Here is an 18300-nt window from a genome sequence, read left to right as displayed (position 1 = left end):
TGACTAGTCAGAAAATGGTATACCATGAAATACCAATATAAAATTAACACAATGAAAACATCTACAGTTAAAAACCAACAACCAGAATTTTTTTAAATGAAGACAAAAAGAATTATCTTTTTTTCACATCAGACTATATGATTTTTTCATTACGAAATTCACCTAAGTAGATGACTAACGCTATGAACATTCTTATTGCAACTGAGCAAAAACTTTTCCGCCGTGGTCTTACATCCTTAATAAAAAATATATCTAATAGCAAACTCTGCAGTACAGACACAAAACCTATTTTTAATGTCGTGGCTGATGTTTCGTCTCCATGTGAATTGATGAACAAGCTAGAAAATAATCATGTGAATATTCTATTGCTGAGCTACTCATTAAAAGTCACTGAAGACAGCCATAACCCGATATCATCATTGGATGGCTACAACCTCATTAAATGGCTCAGAAAACGCTTCCCGAATCTAAAAATTGTCGTTATATCCTCTTACAGGCATGCATCGATGATTCGTGCATTGCTTGAGATAGGGATCAGTGGTTATGTCAGCATGGATATTAACGAAAAAACATTAAAAGAAATGCTCTTTGCTGTTAAGCAAAATGAGATATATGTTGAAAATGCAATAATGCGCTCACTTTTTTTGCACCAACAGAATAATCCAAGCGAACTTTCTTTAAGAGAATCAGAAATTTTGAGGTTGCTTTGCCAAGGCTTAAGCCTTACACAAATTTCGAATAAAATGAATTTAAGCATCAAAACAGTAAGCGCGCATAAAATACGAGCCATGAATAAGCTTGATGTTGACACAGACAGTAAACTCTTCATCTATCTTTCCAGAACAAAACTATTTGAAATGGAATTTTAGCATCAACGATATAAATATTATATTAATCTCTTTGCATCACTTTTATTAAGAGTGCAACATCATGAATTACATCTATTATTCATCAGTATTCTTCTGGTTATTGTGTGCATTCATTGGGCTATCAATTGGAAGTTTTATCAATGTTGTTGTATACCGACTTCCTTTAATGATCGTTAATAATACACAACGACAGTTTAACCTTTACTATCCCGCCTCACATTGCACGTGCTGTTTGCAGTCTCTGAGGTGGTATGAAAACATACCGCTGTTGAGTTGGTTGGCTCTTAAGGGTAAATGCCGGCATTGTCATCAGGTGATATCAATTCGCTATCTTTGCGGTGAGGCTTTATTTATGCTCATCACCCTCTTTAGTGCCTGGATCTGCCCCGATATCAGCAGTCTGAGCGCGGCAATGGCGTTAAGTGCCTACCTGCTGGCACTTTCACAAATTGACATTCAGCATCAACTGCTCCCGGACTCATTAACATTATCGCTGCTTTGGCTTGGTCTTATATGGCATTTACTTCCCGGATCAGTCTCACTTTCCGACGCGGTATGTGGTGCGATAGCTGGTTACTTATCCTTGTGGGTCATTTATCACCTTTTTCGTTTCATCACCGGAACAGAAGCTCTCGGCTACGGCGATTTTAAGCTTCTGTCTGCTCTTGGCGCGTGGCTCGGCTGGCAACAACTCCCCCTTTTGGTGCTGGTTGCCAGCCTGATGGGCATCACCATAAGTATGATTATTTATTTACGCAAAGGTCGTGTGAATAAGGCGTTACCATTTGGTCCTTTTTTGTCACTTGCTGGCTGGTTTTTATTCTACTTCTCCTTTATTACCCACTAATTAAGGAGGGTTAATGTCTTCAGAAAGAAGAGTATCAACAGTTCAAATTTTCATGCTACACTTTGGTTAACAGAATGCCAAACTCTGTAACCATTATTTTTGCAATCAAAAATATGCTAATAAGATTTTATTTCGTTAGTTAACAAAGCAATTAACTATGACTATAAAAAAAATCGTCATTGCCGATACGCATCCGATTTTTCTTATCGGATTGCAAAGCATCATACTGAACACATCTGCCCATGCCTTTGAAATTTGTGGGCAGGCAGACAAAGTTCCGGATCTGCTACAGATCATAGATGAAACACGCCCCGATATCGTCGTGGCAAACCTCTCCTTGCCAGAAGGGAAATATAGCGGAATTCCGTTTATACGTTATTTAAAAAAAACCTACACCACCATTCGGATCGTCGTTGTTACTCATAACAATGCTCCCGCCCTGGTACATATACTGCTTGCCTGCGGTGTATATTGCGTTATCAGCAAACAAGGATCGCTGAAAGACATTGAACAGTGTCTCTCTAACTTATCCCTTAATGTCCCCTCATCAATTTCTCCGCCAAATAATTCATTACTGTTAAGCCCAAAAGAGGCCGAAGTGCTTCATCTGCTGAGTACCGGGCATACGATCAATTCGATCGCACTTATGCTTAACAGGACAAAACAAACGATAAGTGCGCAAAAAATAAACGCCATGAAGAAAATTGGTGTCAGTTCTGACAGTGATTTTTATGATTACTTACGTTTAACTTTTATGTAATATGGGCTCAACCATTACTCAACGCAGTAACAATTTTTAAACCATCCCTTTTCTCTCTTACTTTCCATCTATCTTTCTGCTCATCGATTCCTTAACGGATGAGAAAAGTCTCTATCTTGTACGGAATATTCAGCCCTGATTATCAGGATATTCAATGGCAACACCCGCATTAATTGATGGTATTATTTTCAAAGTCAGTTAATGAGTTAATGATTTTACATCTGGAATATTGTTATTTATGCAGGCGGTAGCATGGCGTCTATAAGTTGTAAAATCATTCAAAAATTGCATCTGGCAACTCTGAATGTCTGAATGTATTTTTAATCTAATAGTGGTAAAGCCCATGAGTAATACGCAGCATAAATTAGACAAGGCCCGTCCTCCACGCGTGCAAATCACCTATGATGTTGAAGTTGGTGATGCACAGGCAGCGAAAGAATTACCGCTTGTCGTCGGAGTAGTGGGTGATTTCACCCACACAACAGATAGCTTACGCGACCGTAAGTTTCTGAATATTGATAAAGATAATTTCAATGAAATTATGTCGTCAATGAAACCTGATGCTGAATTTCTGGTTGATAGTGTCATCCCCGAACAGGAAGGCAAATTGGCTGTTGCTCTGACATTCCATAATATGGATGATTTTTCCCCGGATAATATCGTCAGGCAAGTTGAACCATTACGAAAATTAATGGAGCTGCGTGAACAGTTAAGTGATTTGCGTAATCGCGCTGCCAGCAATGAGCGCTTGAAGGAACAACTGGCGGAAATGGCTCAGCAGCAAAATGCACTGATGGGTAATATCTCGCCTGAAGGGGAAGAAGAATGAGCAGTGAACAGCTTTTAAGTCTGGCTACTGAACCCACCTTCAGTGACGACTACCTGAATCAGGTTATTGATAACACCCAGGCGATCCGCCGCGAATCAGACCGCGATCGCATGAAAAATCAGTTGAACCAATTTCTGGCTGAAGTCCTCTGCGGTACGGTGGTGGTATCCAGTGATCTGATCGGCAGCATCGAACAGCGTATAACTGCGATCGATGAGCTGCTGTCTCAGCAGGTCAGTCTGATTATTCACGCGCCTGAGTTTCAGAAAAGAGAGTCCTCCTGGCGCGGTCTGCACAAGCTGGTGCAGTCAAGTGTGACTGAAAATACGCAGATCCGTCTGCTACATTGCACCAAACAGGATCTGATCAAAGATTTTAAATCGGCCAGCGATTTTGACCAGTCTATGTTGTTCAAGTGTGTCTACGAAAGTGAATACGGCACTTTCGGCGGTACGCCTTTCTCCGCGTTTGTGGGTGATTTTCAGTTCGACAATACCCCACAAGATATTAACCTGCTGGAACAAATTTCTCATGTTGCCGCCGCTGCGCATGCACCATTCCTGAGCGCCATCGCTCCCGGTATGCTGTCGATGAATGACTTCTCAGAACTGCCGCGCCCGCGCGATCTGGCTAAGTTGTTCGATACCACGGATTACGCCCGCTGGCGTTCGTTCCGTCAGAACGATGACAGCCGATACATCGGTCTTACGCTGCCACGGGTACTGGGTCGAGTGCCATATGGCAGTAAAACCATCCCTGCAGAAACCTTCACTTTTGAAGAAAAGATCCGTGAAGATGAAGTCGGTAGCGACTACCTGTGGATTAACTCGGCCTGGGAACTGGCGGGTCGCATCATCGATTCCTTCGAAGAATATGGCTGGTGTGCATCAATTCGCGGTGTGGAAGGCGGTGGTCTGGTGAAATCGTTGCCAGCTTACAACTATGTTTCCAGCAGTGGTGAACGCGCCATGCAATGCCCAACCCAGGTTGCCGTTTCGGACCGACGCGAAAAAGAGCTTTCTGATCTGGGCTTTATCCCCTTAGTTCACTGTAAGGGTACCGACTATGCAGCGTTTTTCGCGGTTCAGTCGATCAATAAGCCGCGTCTGTATAACTCCAACGAGGCCAATGCTAACGCACGCCTTTCAAGCCAGCTACCTTATATTCTGGCGACATCACGTTTTGCCCACTATCTGAAATCGATTGTCCGCGACAAAGTCGGCAGCTTCATGTCCCGTGCGGAATGCGAAGTCTACCTGCAAAAGTGGATTATGCAGTACGTCGTTGCGTCTGATAACGCCGGTCCGGAAACCAAAGCACGCTATCCCTTACGTGAAGCGAAAGTTGAAGTGATTGAAGTACCGGGCTTCCCGGGCACCTATCGTGCTATTGCGTGGCTTAAGCCACATTTCCAGCTCGAAGGTTTAAGTATGTCCCTGCGTCTGGTCGCGGATTTGCCGTCCACTACCAGCGCTTAATCTCTAGTTATAAAGGAATATAAAATGGCTAAATTGCAAGATTGTCAGTTCATCGAAATTAAAATTGACGGTAATACTGTTGCTGGTTCTTCTGAAGAAGCAACCTATAAAAACTGGATGGAGGGTTTTGTACCTGCTGGTCTCGCGACCATTGCAGGCCCGGATGGTACTTATTTTGACACCGTTCGTGGAAGTGTTCTGGTCACAAAAGAATCCAGCGAATTGTACGAAAAATATCTGAAGCGTGGTTATAAAAATATCGTTATTACCATCGTTCATCGTGGCTCTGACAAATTAAATCAGGACTATGAAATTCAACGTACTGTATACGAAAATTGTAATTTCACCAGCCTCAATTTTGAAATGCGCGATCAGCTGTTTATGGAGTTCACATTTAACTTCGAAGAATCTGTACAGGTGACGTTTAACGTACCGAATGCCAAAGATGATGGTCTGGATAAAGTCGGTCCGATCAAATACAGCATTCCACAGAAAAAAATCGCTTAATTTCTTCCCCGGCCGCCAGCGCGGCCGGATTCAGGACGCTCATCATGACCACATCACTGCTTTCCCGGCTCAGCGATAATCATCCTTTCAATCAGGAGAATGATTATCCCTGGGCATCTCAAACAGATGAGGCCCTCCTCTGCGAATTAAAAATGCTGCTCATGTCACGTGCCCGTTTACCCGATATCGAGGAAATCCCACTGATTAATTCTTCCGTCCTTAATTATGGAATTGACGAATCTTTTAGCAACATTTATGAAATCAATTCTCGCCGCAAGGTGATGGAAAATCGAATCAGAAATACTATTACCCGCTTCGAGCCTCGTCTCGAACAGGTTGAGCTCACCAGCTATACGGACGATGCACAGGCAATCTGCTTTACCTTACGTGGAGTTTATTTTTCCAGGCCAGTTGTGCTGGTCTTAACGTGGAATGATTCTATCGGGAGATTCTATTTCAATGAATAGACTACTCTCTTATTATCAGAAAGAACTGAGCTTTCTTAAACAGCACGGTAAAGCGTTCGCCAGTCGTTTTCCCAAAATCGCTCGCCGTCTGGGCATCGTGGAAGGTGAAACAGAAGATCCGCATATCAGTCGCCTGATTGAATCTTTTGCTTTGTTAACGTCGCGTATTCATCAGCGCCTGGATGACGATATCCCTGAAGTCATTGATACCCTGCTTGCGACGCTGGCTCCCCAGTTTTTACGCCCATTTCCTTCGGCCTGCATAGTGATGATGTCACCCGACCCACAAAGATCTGGACTGACGGGTAAAAACACATTGCCAGCGGAAACAACCTTATTTACGCGTCAGAATGCACCACTCCCCTGTCAGTTTCAGACCGTCTATCCGGTGACACTATTGCCTGTATCCATTCCTAACGCCGCGCTGAGTTTTGACAGTGACGAACTGAACTGGCAACTTCAGCTCACTTTTCAGGTATGGCGTGGGGCAACGCTTGCTGATGACGCTATCCGCCTCTACCTGCATGGCCCGGGTAATACGGTCAGTATTCTTTACACTCTGCTGTGCTCTGAGATTAAAAGTTTGAGTCTGAGATGCGCAGAGATAAATACTCCTCTGACCGCCGGCGCTATTCGTCCGGTGGGCTTTGGGGTAGATGAGGCACTACTCACCCGGGATCCGCGCATTGCCCCTGTTCATATTCTGCTCCTGGATTACTTCTGGTTTCCGCAGAAATTCTCGTTTATTGATATTCAGCTTCCGCCAGGGTTTAGCGCAGCTGGCAATGCCACATTTGAGCTTCAGGCGGTCTTTAAACGCAACGCGCTGACAGAAAAGCTGGAGAAACTCGCCTCGCTGGTCGATGCAAATTTTTTCCGCCTCAACTGCACACCTGCTATTAATTTATTTTCCCAACGGGCTGAACCAATCGCCCTGAATGATGCAATAGCGGAATACCCTGTTGTGCCGGATACCCGCCATCAGGCGCACATTGACGTCTGGGCCATCGAAGAGGTTTCCGTCCAGCGTAAAATCGATAACCGTATCGATCATTTTTCCGTGACACCACTGCTGGAAAATCGTGCCGGCATGGACACAGAAAATGACTCGGGCTTGTGCTGGCAGCTCTTTTATCGGGATATTCCCGGCACAAAGGATAATGAGCGTAAGCCGTTTATTACCTTTAGCGAGCGCCCGAAACGCACGCCGTCTCTTCTACCAGAAGTGGTGACACTCAGCGTGATGTGTACCAATCACTCCGTCCCCCACCAGTTACAATACGGCAATCCCGGGGGAGATTTCGATGCGCAGGTTCCGGTTGCAGCCCTGAATATTGTGGCACTGACTCATCCCACGCGTCCGATTAATCCGCCTGACAAAAGTGCGATGCGTTGGCGCTTTTTTTCACAGATTTCGCTTAATCAGCAATTGCTGGACGGTGAGCACGGTACACAGCGGCTGAAAGATACCCTGGCGCTTTACAACACTGCAGACAATGTGGACAAATCGCGTCTGGTGTCGCTGATTCAGCATCTCTCGTATCAGCCGGTTACTACCCGGCTTGCCAGCAACGATCCCCATTCGTTAGCACGCGGTATCGACCTGACCATTACCTTTTGCCATTCCGCCCTTCAGGAACCGGAATATTATCTGCTGTGCAGCCTGTTGGATCGGCTGATGGCGTTATACGCCCCCGTCAACAGTTTTATCCGCCTTACCACCTGCGTTGAGCGTGAAGCACAAACGCGTCGCGTCTGGCCAATTCGTGCAGGAAAACTGTCATGGCTATGATACCGATAGTCAGCAAATTTCATTTCTATCAGCAAATCAGGTTGCTGTTGCGAAAATTGCGTGATGGTCGCACGGCGGATGCCACTTTGCTTGATGAAAAATTACGCATTGTTTCCACCCTCTCGCTGGATGCGCCACAAGGTGAGGTGGAAAGTATACAGCAGGATGAACCAGACGCACCGCTGCAAGTCACCGCCTGGCGTAACGGATTAACCGGTGCTCTGGGAGCCTTGCCGACAGCCTACAGTGAGTGGTTAATTGAACGTCAGTATCGGTACAGCGATCGTGGTGCAAAAGCCTTTCTAGATATCTTCGGCCACCGACTTTACTGCCTCGATTATCTGGCATGGCAAAAACATCACCTGTGTGCTCAGACGGAATCAACGGGTCAACCACCTTTGCAAACTGCCATTCAGGCACTGTCTGGTTTGCTGATGTCAGCCCCTTCCCCGGCACTGGCACAGCATGCTCCCCTGTTTGCGTCGCCCGTACGTTCAATGGTCAACCTGGAACGATGGCTGACTCTGCTATATAGCGTTCCGGCAGAGATTATTCCCTTTACCGGTGGCTGGCGGAGTGTATCTGCCGGTGAGTGTTGCCAGCTCGGCAATCCAGCGCAAACGCTGGACACTGCCCCCATGATGGGTCACACACGTCTTGAAGTGCATGCGCATTTCGATGTTGTACTGGGTCCCATGTCACCAGAAATCTCTCGCCGCTTTTTACCATCAGGAAACCTCTGGCAAGAAATCTGGCTACACATTCGGGACTACGTCGGCCCGGCGGTGGATTTCTCCGTTTCCCTGAATATCAGCAGCGCTGGCCTCGTCCCTCTCCCACTGGGACGGCGAGTGTTGGGGCTGGATCTTTGCCTTGGTCGTAACAGCGAATCGCATCTGCATCAAGTTCGACTGCCCACACCAACCGTTTAATCAGGATGATCCTTATGAAACTATCCGATTCACTCACCCCATATCAGGAAAATCATTTTCTGCGCTGGAATGGTGACATCGCTAACACGCTGCTGCTTGTCGCCCTCGAAGGTTACGAGGGGCTTTCAGCACCATTCTGTTATGAACTCCACTCACTGACCAAAAAGGGTGAAAGCGACCTGGCCCAATGGCATGGAAAAACGGTCTCCTGCCAAATCGGTGACGGCAGTCATAACCTCCCTCAGCGTCATCTGCATGGTGTTGTCACACGGATCCGTTATAAGCAGCGTACACCCGACGAAGCTGAATGTATTCTCACCCTGGAACCCTCGTTAACGCTACTGACGCTGGGACGTGTCATGCGCATCTGGCAAAACGTCAGCGTTCCCGAACTGGTGCATACCCTGCTGAGCGACCATGGTATCTCTCAGCCTGACATACAGTTGCATGGCAACTATCCAAAGCGTGAATACTGCGTGCAGTACCGTGAATCAGCGTTCAGCTTTATCCAGCGATTGCTGGAAGAGGAAGGCATTTACTACTACTTCCGCCATAGCGAGTCCGGACACACGCTGGTTCTGGCCGATCACCCCGCCAGCCACAACGCGATCCAGGGTGACAAGCTATTCTGGCACCACCACGGCAAGATACTCACCGAAGGCAATATCGATAGCTGGATGTCCAGCGCCTCACTGTTACCTGCCGGCGTGACCTTGCAGGGGGTAAACATGCCCCAGGCCTCAGCCATCGAAGACCAACAAAACGCCAGCGGATCTGACATTCACGTCGATGCGGTGACCTTCACCGATATTACCCCGCAGGGAGAACGGTCGTTGATTGCGCGCGAAGCGCAAAACGCCATGAATGCTCGCGAAGCAAACTCTCGCCGTTTTGAAGCGAACGTCAATGCTCACTGGCTGTGCAGCGGGGAAACATTTACCCTAACCGGTCACCCATCCGGGGAGAACATTTACCGCATCCAGTCACTGGCATTTAAAGCTGTCAATAATTTCGATAACAACAAGAGCAGCTATGACTGTGTGATGCAGGCCATGAACAACGCCCACCCCTGGCATCCACCTTATCCTGCACGCCCGGAGATCCCCGGTATCCTCACCGCTACCGTGGTAGGTCCGGCATCGGAAGAGATCCATACCGATGAATATGGGCGAATCAAGATTCAGTTCCCCTGGGACAAAGAGAACCCGCACGACGACACCAGCTCCTGCTGGGTACGTGTCGCCCAACCGTGGACAGGGGGTAAGTTTGGCGCGCAGTTCATTCCCCGCGTCGGCAGTGAAGTCCTCGTTAGCTTTGTTCAGGGGCACCCTGATTACCCTCTTGTCACGGGGACGGTTTACAACGGCCTGAACAAACCTCCTTTCGCCCTACCCGGTGAAAAAACGGAAAGTGGTTTTGTCACACGCAGCACCACCAACGGCAGCGTCGAAGATGGTCATCGCCTGAGCTTTAATGACAAAAAGGGCGAAGAGTTAATGACCATCGTCGCGCAGAAAGATCTCTCTGTAACCGTGAAGAACAACGCCGACACCACGATTGCCGCCAACCGGAGCACGGAACTCACCAAAGGCGATGACCAGTTGGTGCTGAAAGAGGGGAACAGGAATGTCACGCTCGAAAAGGGTGATATGAGCGTCAGCCTCAAAAAAGGCAACCTGCAGCATAAGGTCACGGGTGATGCCTCAACGGAGCTCAGTAATGGAAATTATGCCCTGAAAGTCACGGGCGGTAGCGGTAGCGTCAAAACCGACAAAGCGCTGACGCTGGAATCCACCCAGTCCATCGAGCTGAAGGTTGGCAGCAACAAAATCAGCCTCTCAGCCAGCGGCATTTCGATAAACGGCATGATGGTCAAAATCGAAGGCAGCGGCACCGCAGAGCTGAAAAGCGCGATGACGACTGTTTCGGGAAGCGGCATGACCAGAATTTCTGGCGGCATCATTAATATTGGTTGAGGACGCATTATGACACCACTGAATTCTGTATCTGCAGACAGCGACTCGTGGGAAGAGACGCTGCGGCAATGGGCGCAGCGTCTTTCACCTCTGGCTCTTGGCAAAAGACTCACCATGCTGATGCAGAGTATCGCCTCTGAGCACGAGAAACCGCTTCTGGCGGCGATCTCGCAGCAGTACCACCAGCCGGAAGAGCAGCGGCGCTGGCAGATTTTTGCCCAGGCCGAAGCACTCGGGTTCAGCACGCCGGTCGGCGCACTGGCGCTGTCGCAGTTCTTATCTCACGGCAGTATGGCTCCCGATGGTCTGGCTCCCGTCTATCCGGAACCCCAGCTCAGTTCGCAAATGCTCCACTGTGCGCTGGTCATGCTTACCACACAGCTGGCTGAAAACCCTGTGGACGGGGTCCGGCTATTGATTGAGCGCAGTTATGCGCTGGAGGTGGCGTAATGGGTCAACCTGCTGCCCGCGTCTCTGACATGCACGTCTGCCCAATGGTCACCCCTGGCCTACCGCCCATACCTCATGTCGGCGGCCCTATTCTCCCACCAGGCGTCCCGACCGTGTTAATTGGCGGTATGCCCGCCGCCACTGTTGGCGCCATGGCCGTCTGCGTGGGTCCCATGGATACCATTGTCATGGGCAGTACAAAGGTGCTGATCGGCAATAAGCCTGCTGCACGCATGGGCGACAGTAGCGCCCATGGCGGCAAAATCGTGTCGGGCTGTTCCACCGTTTTAATTGGATAAAGGAAAAACCTCATGTTATCCGAGATTAATGAGCTGTTATTGCCGATTCATCCAGAGGCTCCTGCCGGTGATAACCTCGAATATGAATCACTCTTCGATGAGATCCGCGTGGCGCGCGAAAGCGACCCGGATGGTATGCCTGAAGATGAATGGTCCGTCAGAGAGCCTCGTAAAGCTGACTGGAATCAGGTTCGCAACCTCAGCGAAAAAGCACTACGGGAGCAATCCAAAGATCTGCAACTTGCCTGCTGGTACGCCGAAGCGTTGTGCCAGCTACAAGGGCTGGCGGGTCTGAGTACTGGCATTGCATTCCTTAGCGAATTTATCACCCGTTTCTGGTTCCAGTGCTGGCCGCTGCTTGAAGAAGACGGACTGACGATGCGCCGCAGCAAACTCCAGCGTCTCGACAGGGATCTCAGCCAACAGCTGTTACGCCAGCCGATGTTGCGCCAGGCCAACACCTCATTGCTTTTCTGGCGTCAGATCCTCGCCTTTGAACACAAAATTAATACGCATCCCGGCGATCGTGACGAGCTGATCCGCAAAGAAGGCGATTTCACGATGGAGAGCTTTGACCAACAGGCAATGAACTTCTCTTCCATCGAGATCGGCCAGCAGGCAGCAAGAGTGGAGGCGCTCGCTTCAGACCTCTCGCAGCTTGAGGCGCGTTACCTCTCGCTAAGTCAGGATCCGGAAAGCGACGTGTTTATCCAGAGCCGCCAGACGCTGAAGGATCTCGCCGATTATCTTCAGCGGCTGACACAACGTGCCGTTCCTCTGGTTGATGAGTCTCTCACCCTTGAACCCATCATAGAAGATGCAGCTCCGTTGACCGCCGATACGCCAGTATGGGCACCGAAACAAACCATGAGCCGGGAAGTTGCCATTAGTCAGATGCTGGCCATTGCCGGGTATTTCCGTCAGACCGAGCCCTCCAGCCCGGTGCCGTTTCTGATGGAACGTGCAGCCCGATGGGCCACCATGACGCTGCCGGAATGGCTGGAAGAGATGCTCAACGACAGCAATAGCATCATTGAAATTAATAATGTGTTAACAGGAAATGCCCGCTAATGCGCACTTTTACTCCTTTCATGCTTGTGCTGGCGACCTCGCTGCTCGGCGGCTGCGCAACCGATCCCCTCAAGGCGATGAATGAAAAGCAGGCGATTGACCAGGTTACCGCGCCATTTGCACAAGGGGCGATAACGCTGGATGTACAAACCGATCCCGATCTGAACGCACTAAACGGTATCGCTAATAGCTGCACCCTGCTGGTTATTCAGGCGCAGAAATCCAGCACCCTCAATAAGCTGCTCTCCAGCCCATTCGCATTAAAAGCGCTGTTTAGCGCCGCCGGTGCGCAGGACGAGATTCTGAAGGTTGATCGCTACCCCGCAATGCCCGGTCAGAGTACCACCTTGCATATCGACCGCAGCGAAAACACACGCTACATCGCAATTGTGGCGGGCTACTACCCCTTCCCTCAGGAGCAGCACATGATGCTGTTAAACGTCCCCGTGACCAGCAGCAGCACCGGATGGTGGCATAAAACATGGCGTGCCCAACTTGCCCCACTGTCCCTGAAGTTACGCCTGGGCAGCACCAGTATCACCCAATTCTCGGGGGCGACAGTGCAGCCATTGACGCTCACGACTCACGACGCGAAACCTGCTGAAAAAGGAGAGTGATATGTACCCGGAACTGCAACAAATTTACTGGTACTCCGGCGTCTATCTGCAGCCACAACATTTGCAGTCGGTCGACTTACACCATAACTACATGCTTTCCAGGCAACGCCAGCTGGCTCAGCCGTGGAATGTTGGCATGATCCAGTGCGATTTCAACCCGGAGACACTCGTCGACTTCACGCTCAAAATTGAGCGATTGCAGGCAATTTTACCCTCTGGCGATTACCTTGAGTATCCCGGCAACTGCGCCCTGCCACCCCGACAGTTCCGTGATGCCTGGAAACAGATTGAAAAACCTTTCACGCTGTGGCTGGCACTTCGTCGTTTCGATCCGGGTCATGCGAATGTCGGCGACTCGCCTAACAGTCGATGGCTCAAGCCCCACGAGGAAGGGGTGATGAAAGATGTCTACTTCAACGGACCTGAATGTAGCGTTTCACGCATCCTGTATAACGTTCAAATTCTCAGCGATGAGGAAAAGGCCGCAGTCGTCGATTGTGAATTTCTGCCGCTGATACGTCTGCGCTACGAGAACGATCGGGTTGTCAGTGACAGCCATTTTTGCCCGCCGCTGGTTACCCTCAACGGCTATCCAGCTCTGAAAACGCTGCTCGACGGGTTGTACGCTGAACTGGCGAATCGTGCCCATCAGCTTGCGGAATACAAGCGACCGGACCAGCTCAGAGATGCCAGTCGGGGCGATGTCACTCAGCTGCTGGCAATGCGTTCGTTGAACCGCACTCTCCCCCTGCTGCAACATTACTGCCGTACGCCGACAATGCACCCCTGGCCGATCTACGGCCTGCTGGCACAACTGATTGGCGAGCTTTCCAGTTTTAGTGAACGTTGTTCCTTCAACGGTGAGTGGGAAGGGGAAGATCCGCTTCTGCCTTATGATCACTTCAATCTTTGTGCCAGTTTTGCCAGCGCCAGAAAATTGATTATCGCCTTGCTCAATAACCTGACTCTGGAAAACAACACCTGGGTCACGCTTAATCCTGACGAACAAAGCGTGTTCAGAGGCGATTTACAGTCAATGCCATGGAACAACGCCGGTTCCGTCCTGCTGATGCTGCGTTCAGAAAAGCTGGTCGCAGAAGTCATTGACAGCAGCAGTTTCAAAATAGCGCCGGATGCCACGGTAACGACGTTGATTCAGCATGCGTTACCCGGGATAACCGCTACATGGCTTAACCCTACGCCGCGTGGCGTTCCACACCGTCAGGACGCCTTTTACTTCCGTCTGAACCAGCAGAACAGCCTGTGGAAACAGGTTGAACAACAGAAGAATCTTGCCTTTTACTGGGATGACGCCCCTGCTGACCTCCAGGTTCAGGCTATTTTCATGGGGCGTGAATAATGGCACTGCTTGATCATTATTTACCGGTCTTTAAACAGATCCTGCAGATGACCGGCAATCCGGAACAATACGAAGATTACGAGAAGAGCCGTCATGACTGTATCGTCCTGCTTGAGCAGGCTACGGACAACGCCAGGCAACAGGACGTCGGCGAGGAAGAAAAAGAAGCCGCGCGAGTGGCGGTTATTGCCTGGCTGGACGAAACCATCCTGCGTTCCGATCTGTCATGGCGTCAATCCTGGCAGGGGGAATTGTTACAGCGTAAATACCTTAACATCACCGTTGCAGGCGAACTTTTCTTCACGCGGCTGAACCAACTCGATCCTCTTCATATTCAGGCCCGGGAAATTTTTCTGTTCTGCCTGCAGCAGGGCTTTCAGGGGCAGTACAGCTCACCCGACGATAAGTCCGCGCTGAAAGCCGTGATTTCCGGACAACGTCAACTGTGTTTACCCGAAGCGTGGCAAACATGGCCAAATGACGCCGCGATAGTCCCGATCCCCCCAGCTCCGGAAAATAACCTGACCCGACGACTGGCACCTGTGTTGACGCTGTTTGCAGGCATAGTGCTTCAGTATGTCTTCCTTTATTTCTATCTTCTCCACTATATGCCCTGACTGTCATGTTCAAAAAATTAGCCTGTTTTACCGGCTGGCTGCTGGTACTTTCATTATCACTGCTGTTTTGTTTCACTCTGGGTCTGTGGCAGGAGTGGAGCACACCAGCGATTCTGGCATTCTGGCTGGCACTGCTGATCGCGGCGACACTCTTATGGGGTGTTATTTATACCCTGTCAAAAGCGATTAAAGATAAGAAAGACCATCGCTGGTTTGAAAAGTATCGCCTCTCACGCCGGGAATATGTGCTGTTGAGCCACTGGAAACACGGTGCCAGCATCATCAAACGTATTCGTCGCCAGCAGGCAGCGCTTCCCTGGTATCTGCTTGTCGGCGAGCGCTGTGGTAAAAGCACCCTGCTGGCCAGCGCCGGGTTACCCCGATTTGACGGCGACAACGATGACAGCGTGGCTGGCCCCACCCGCACGCTACGCTGGTGGTTTTTCCGTGAGCTTTGCATTCTCGATCTGTCCAGCAATTTCCTCCATGGCGCAGCCACCTTCCGCGCAGGCTGGGTAAGATTAACTCAGTGGTGCAGGCGAATGCCGACGCCAGCAGGTATTATCGTTGCCCTGCCCGTGAATGCCCTGATGAGTGGCGATCTGTGCACTCTGCACAATCTGGCTCGTCAACAGCGATCGCTGATTGAACCACTGGTGCGGCGCTTCGGTGAACGTTTACCTCTTCACATCATGGTGACGCAGTGCGATCAGTTCCCCGGTTTTAGCCTGTGGCACAGGCAACTTTCTGCCGCCCAGCGTCAACAGCCACTCGGTTACAGCTGGCCAACTCCCCCCCATATTGACGGTGAGGATGAACTGGCAGTACAGCCGCTTTTTGCTGCCCTTAAGTCTGGAATGTCACGAGTACGCTTCAGCATGGCACGCCCGGCATCGCTCAGCACGCAGGATAACGCCACCCTGTTGGATTTTCCGGAAGCTTTCGCCTCGCTGGAGCCAAAACTGCGCTACATGCTGGCGTCACTCTGCGAACCCAATGCCTATTTCAGCCACGTTTATCTCAACAGCGTCTGGTTCAGCGCCACAGAACCACTGACGGATAATCACGGTCGGCGAGCCAGCGTTTTTGTCCACGATCTGCTCACCGGGCATTTGGGTGACCTGAGCCGGCGTCGGGGTAATCATCGCTGGTATAACCGACCACGCGGCAGGTTCGTCTGTCACGTCGTACCGATCATCTGCGCGCTGTGGTTCCTTCTCAGCGCGGCCGTGAGTTTTGGTCGCCTGCAACCCGAACTCCCCAAGCTGTCTCCGGATGCGCTGGCAGCCTTTATGATGCAGGATGAGCACTATTCACCAGACTCATTGCTTTATTTACCCTTTCGATCACTGCTGGAAAAACAACACCAGTATGCCGAGTCGCAACTGTCAAAAGTGCCAGCCATGCCGCATCAGGCACAAAAGACGCTGGTCGAGTTTCAGCAGCTGGTTCTGGCAGCAAAGCCTGCGCAACAGCGTGAATACATTCTGCAACTGACTCACGCGGTGCTCGTCTGGCAACAGATGCGTGACGGCGCTGCGCTGGAAGACCTCAGTCAGGAGAGCTCCGTCGTCCCTGCGCTTCGGCTGCAAAGCTATCCTGAGGCGCTATCGCCACTGGCAGTCACCGCACTGGAACGCCTCGCAATCCAGCGCCCAGAGGGTGAGCGCTGGTTGCAGACTGCCCGTCGATTACTGACGACGCTGGTCATTCACGATCCCGCGCTTAATTGGCTGATGGCTCCCTCTTCCACGCTGCCTCCTTTGCAAGCCTCGCTTTACTGGCCATCGTTACCCAGGAGCGTGGCTCTGCCCGGCGTCTGGACACATGATGGAGAAGCAACCCTTAGTGGCTGGATGAAGTTGATTGAGAGCGCCATTGGTGCGCCACAACAGGTGTTCCAGCAGGCACGTAAGCACAATCCCATCCAGAGGCAGAATGCGTGGAAGCAGTATCTGATTGAGGTAGCAGCCAACCTCTCCTCACTTCCCCACAACACGCTGACGCACAAACAGCTTATTGCTCTCGGGCAAAACGAAAGTCAGGCAATGAAGTTCGCTGACCGTACGCTGGATGAACTAAAAGATATCCCCCCTGAACAGGCGCAGCCGTGGTTAAGTACGTTACGCAATCTGCAACGGCTGGCAATAAACGAACACGCATCCGTTCTGGTAACCCGCACCAGCCAGCTGAATAATCGTTTTCGCCAGTCGCTGACAGCCTGGCTGCGAGGAAATATAGCGAAGCCACGTACTGATAGCACGCCACTGGCTTCACTGGCGTGGCGGCAGTGGCAGAATGCTCGAAACAGCGCAGTGACTGACGCGGTGGAACAGGAAAAACCCGATGTCCGCCTGGTTCGCGGGCTATTCAATCCGTCCCAGAACAGTAACGATCGTAACCCGTTAACCGGGCTGTTGCCCGCCCTGGCCACTCTGCAGGAAGAACTGTCGCCACAGAATAACGATGCCAGCTCTGCCGCCGTCTGGCGTTTATATCAGGATGATGCCCGTCGCCTGCTGGGGAATGCCATTACTCAAAGCGCATGCTGGCTCAATACTCAGTGGAAAAGCACGGTTCTGTGGCCACTCGACAAAGACAGCGAGCAGCGAGACTACGACGAACAGCAGGCTCAGAGCCAGCAGTCCGTTGCCGCCTTTCTGCAAGGCCCTGCAAAAGCGTTGCTTATCAATGGTGCCAACGGCCCGGACGCCGCTGATTATGCCGGCATACAGGTTCCGCTATCTGAAAACTTTATTCGCCTCGCCAGGAACGCGATGTCACCCGAAATGATGCAGAGCCTGCCCCAACGGGCATCCACCCGCCTGAACGATCGACGCACGGCGCTGTTGGCAAAGCGTGATGCATTGCGCCTTAAGCAAAGCGAACTGGAAAAGAAAAGCTGGAAAATCAGCGTTGCCAGCCTGCCTGCCACAGTACCAGGTGGAGCGAAAGTGATCCCGACGGGCACGCAGATCACCCTCAATTGTCTGAAAGGAGATCAACAGCTCACCAGTATGAATTTTGCTGAAAAGCGCGAGTTTACCTGGCAACCAGGCCAGTGCGCCAGCATGACGCTGAGCGTGAACTTCCCTGACTTCACCGCAGACTACCAGCTTCATGGGGATGATGCCTGGCCGTGGTTTATCAACCGCTTTACTGACGGTGACGTCCTGATCGACAGCGATGATTTTGGCGACAAAGCCGGCCTGTTAAAACAGCTTGGGATAAAAAAAATCCTGGCCCGCTTTACGGTATCCAGCCCACAGGAGATGGAAAGCGCATGGCAAGCCTGGAACGCTATTAACGATGATATTCACGATCTCGACGCAAAAATATCCAGCCTGGATGAACGCGTTGAATCGCAACCTCTCCCTCCCATTTCCGCCCTGCCCGATACGATCGCGCAGTGCCAGTAACCCCGCTCAG

At 50.7% G+C, this 18300-nt stretch carries 17 protein-coding genes; all 17 read left to right on the top strand.

What is annotated here, in order from left to right; genetic code table 11:
- The first annotated feature begins 182 nt into the window (after positions 1-182).
- The 17 genes from WB237_RS13365 (at position 183) to WB237_RS13285 (ending at position 18290) form a co-directional block, all read left to right on the top strand.
- On the top strand, positions 183-869 hold the full coding sequence (locus tag WB237_RS13365) for a response regulator transcription factor (protein ID WP_052714354.1): 687 nt from the start codon (positions 183-185) through the stop codon (positions 867-869).
- A gap of 61 nt (positions 870-930) precedes the next feature.
- Positions 931-1716, top strand: coding sequence for a prepilin peptidase (locus tag WB237_RS13360; RefSeq protein WP_336213752.1), 786 nt, complete (start codon positions 931-933; stop codon positions 1714-1716).
- A 157-nt stretch (positions 1717-1873) separates the two neighbouring features.
- Entirely contained in the window at positions 1874-2476 is a 603-nt protein-coding gene (locus tag WB237_RS13355) for a response regulator transcription factor (RefSeq protein WP_045908012.1), read from the top strand.
- A 343-nt stretch (positions 2477-2819) separates the two neighbouring features.
- A complete protein-coding gene (tssB, locus tag WB237_RS13350) occupies positions 2820-3305 on the top strand; it encodes a type VI secretion system contractile sheath small subunit (RefSeq protein ID WP_045908011.1) in 486 nt (161 codons plus the stop codon).
- The gene (gene tssC, locus WB237_RS13345) at positions 3302-4783 is read left to right on the top strand and encodes a type VI secretion system contractile sheath large subunit (RefSeq protein ID WP_045908010.1); all 1482 of its coding nucleotides are present in this window, start codon (positions 3302-3304) and stop codon (positions 4781-4783) included. The genes tssB and tssC overlap by 4 nt, the downstream gene beginning before the upstream one ends.
- 24 nt (positions 4784-4807) lie before the next feature.
- Positions 4808-5290 carry a hypothetical protein gene (locus tag WB237_RS13340; RefSeq protein WP_045908009.1) on the top strand — a complete coding sequence of 161 codons (483 nt, stop codon included), beginning with the start codon at positions 4808-4810 and terminating at the stop codon, positions 5288-5290.
- Between the two features lie 44 nt (positions 5291-5334).
- Complete coding sequence (locus WB237_RS13335; protein WP_045908008.1) at positions 5335-5757, top strand: GPW/gp25 family protein; 423 nt, start codon at positions 5335-5337, stop codon at positions 5755-5757.
- Complete coding sequence (gene tssF, locus WB237_RS13330) at positions 5750-7549, top strand: type VI secretion system baseplate subunit TssF (protein ID WP_045908007.1); 1800 nt, start codon at positions 5750-5752, stop codon at positions 7547-7549. Before WB237_RS13335 ends, tssF begins: the two co-directional genes overlap by 8 nt.
- Positions 7540-8481: a type VI secretion system baseplate subunit TssG gene (tssG, locus tag WB237_RS13325; RefSeq protein ID WP_045908006.1), complete on the top strand. Its 942-nt coding sequence runs from the start codon at positions 7540-7542 to the stop codon at positions 8479-8481. Before tssF ends, tssG begins: the two co-directional genes overlap by 10 nt.
- A gap of 14 nt (positions 8482-8495) precedes the next feature.
- A complete protein-coding gene (locus WB237_RS13320; protein WP_238460687.1) occupies positions 8496-10457 on the top strand; it encodes a type VI secretion system Vgr family protein in 1962 nt (653 codons plus the stop codon).
- 9 nt (positions 10458-10466) lie between these two features.
- On the top strand, positions 10467-10907 hold the full coding sequence (locus tag WB237_RS13315; protein WP_336213741.1) for a DUF6931 family protein: 441 nt from the start codon (positions 10467-10469) through the stop codon (positions 10905-10907).
- The gene (locus tag WB237_RS13310; protein WP_045908003.1) at positions 10907-11206 is read left to right on the top strand and encodes a PAAR domain-containing protein; all 300 of its coding nucleotides are present in this window, start codon (positions 10907-10909) and stop codon (positions 11204-11206) included. Before WB237_RS13315 ends, WB237_RS13310 begins: the two co-directional genes overlap by 1 nt.
- 12 nt (positions 11207-11218) lie before the next feature.
- Positions 11219-12277 (top strand): type VI secretion system protein TssA, encoded by a 1059-nt coding sequence (tssA, locus tag WB237_RS13305; RefSeq protein WP_045908002.1) that lies wholly within the window; start codon positions 11219-11221, stop codon positions 12275-12277.
- Entirely contained in the window at positions 12277-12894 is a 618-nt protein-coding gene (tssJ, locus tag WB237_RS13300; RefSeq protein ID WP_045908001.1) for a type VI secretion system lipoprotein TssJ, read from the top strand. Before tssA ends, tssJ begins: the two co-directional genes overlap by 1 nt.
- Position 12895: 1 nt before the next feature.
- Positions 12896-14254: a type VI secretion system baseplate subunit TssK gene (gene tssK / locus WB237_RS13295; protein WP_045908000.1), complete on the top strand. Its 1359-nt coding sequence runs from the start codon at positions 12896-12898 to the stop codon at positions 14252-14254.
- Positions 14254-14871 carry a DotU family type IV/VI secretion system protein gene (locus tag WB237_RS13290; protein WP_045907999.1) on the top strand — a complete coding sequence of 206 codons (618 nt, stop codon included), beginning with the start codon at positions 14254-14256 and terminating at the stop codon, positions 14869-14871. The genes tssK and WB237_RS13290 overlap by 1 nt, the downstream gene beginning before the upstream one ends.
- A gap of 5 nt (positions 14872-14876) precedes the next feature.
- A complete protein-coding gene (locus WB237_RS13285; protein ID WP_336213735.1) occupies positions 14877-18290 on the top strand; it encodes a type VI secretion protein IcmF/TssM N-terminal domain-containing protein in 3414 nt (1137 codons plus the stop codon).
- The last annotated feature ends 10 nt before the right edge of the window (positions 18291-18300 follow it).

Origin of the sequence: Enterobacter sp. P82 (genome assembly GCF_037053385.1) — a bacterium.
Lineage (GTDB): Bacteria > Pseudomonadota > Gammaproteobacteria > Enterobacterales > Enterobacteriaceae > Enterobacter.
This window is presented reverse-complemented; position numbering and strand designations above follow the sequence as displayed.

What these genes read in the sequence shown, in the direction of transcription:
- WB237_RS13365 (WP_052714354.1), top strand. Translation starts at nt 183, where the DNA reads ATGAACATTCTTATTGCAACTGAGCAAAAACTTTTCCGCCGTGGTCTT.
- WB237_RS13360 (WP_336213752.1), top strand. Translation starts at nt 931, where the DNA reads ATGAATTACATCTATTATTCATCAGTATTCTTCTGGTTATTGTGTGCA.
- WB237_RS13355 (WP_045908012.1), top strand. Translation starts at nt 1,874, where the DNA reads ATGACTATAAAAAAAATCGTCATTGCCGATACGCATCCGATTTTTCTT.
- tssB (WP_045908011.1), top strand. Translation starts at nt 2,820, where the DNA reads ATGAGTAATACGCAGCATAAATTAGACAAGGCCCGTCCTCCACGCGTG.
- tssC (WP_045908010.1), top strand. Translation starts at nt 3,302, where the DNA reads ATGAGCAGTGAACAGCTTTTAAGTCTGGCTACTGAACCCACCTTCAGT.
- WB237_RS13340 (WP_045908009.1), top strand. Translation starts at nt 4,808, where the DNA reads ATGGCTAAATTGCAAGATTGTCAGTTCATCGAAATTAAAATTGACGGT.
- WB237_RS13335 (WP_045908008.1), top strand. Translation starts at nt 5,335, where the DNA reads ATGACCACATCACTGCTTTCCCGGCTCAGCGATAATCATCCTTTCAAT.
- tssF (WP_045908007.1), top strand. Translation starts at nt 5,750, where the DNA reads ATGAATAGACTACTCTCTTATTATCAGAAAGAACTGAGCTTTCTTAAA.
- tssG (WP_045908006.1), top strand. Translation starts at nt 7,540, where the DNA reads ATGGCTATGATACCGATAGTCAGCAAATTTCATTTCTATCAGCAAATC.
- WB237_RS13320 (WP_238460687.1), top strand. Translation starts at nt 8,496, where the DNA reads ATGAAACTATCCGATTCACTCACCCCATATCAGGAAAATCATTTTCTG.
- WB237_RS13315 (WP_336213741.1), top strand. Translation starts at nt 10,467, where the DNA reads ATGACACCACTGAATTCTGTATCTGCAGACAGCGACTCGTGGGAAGAG.
- WB237_RS13310 (WP_045908003.1), top strand. Translation starts at nt 10,907, where the DNA reads ATGGGTCAACCTGCTGCCCGCGTCTCTGACATGCACGTCTGCCCAATG.
- tssA (WP_045908002.1), top strand. Translation starts at nt 11,219, where the DNA reads ATGTTATCCGAGATTAATGAGCTGTTATTGCCGATTCATCCAGAGGCT.
- tssJ (WP_045908001.1), top strand. Translation starts at nt 12,277, where the DNA reads ATGCGCACTTTTACTCCTTTCATGCTTGTGCTGGCGACCTCGCTGCTC.
- tssK (WP_045908000.1), top strand. Translation starts at nt 12,896, where the DNA reads ATGTACCCGGAACTGCAACAAATTTACTGGTACTCCGGCGTCTATCTG.
- WB237_RS13290 (WP_045907999.1), top strand. Translation starts at nt 14,254, where the DNA reads ATGGCACTGCTTGATCATTATTTACCGGTCTTTAAACAGATCCTGCAG.
- WB237_RS13285 (WP_336213735.1), top strand. Translation starts at nt 14,877, where the DNA reads ATGTTCAAAAAATTAGCCTGTTTTACCGGCTGGCTGCTGGTACTTTCA.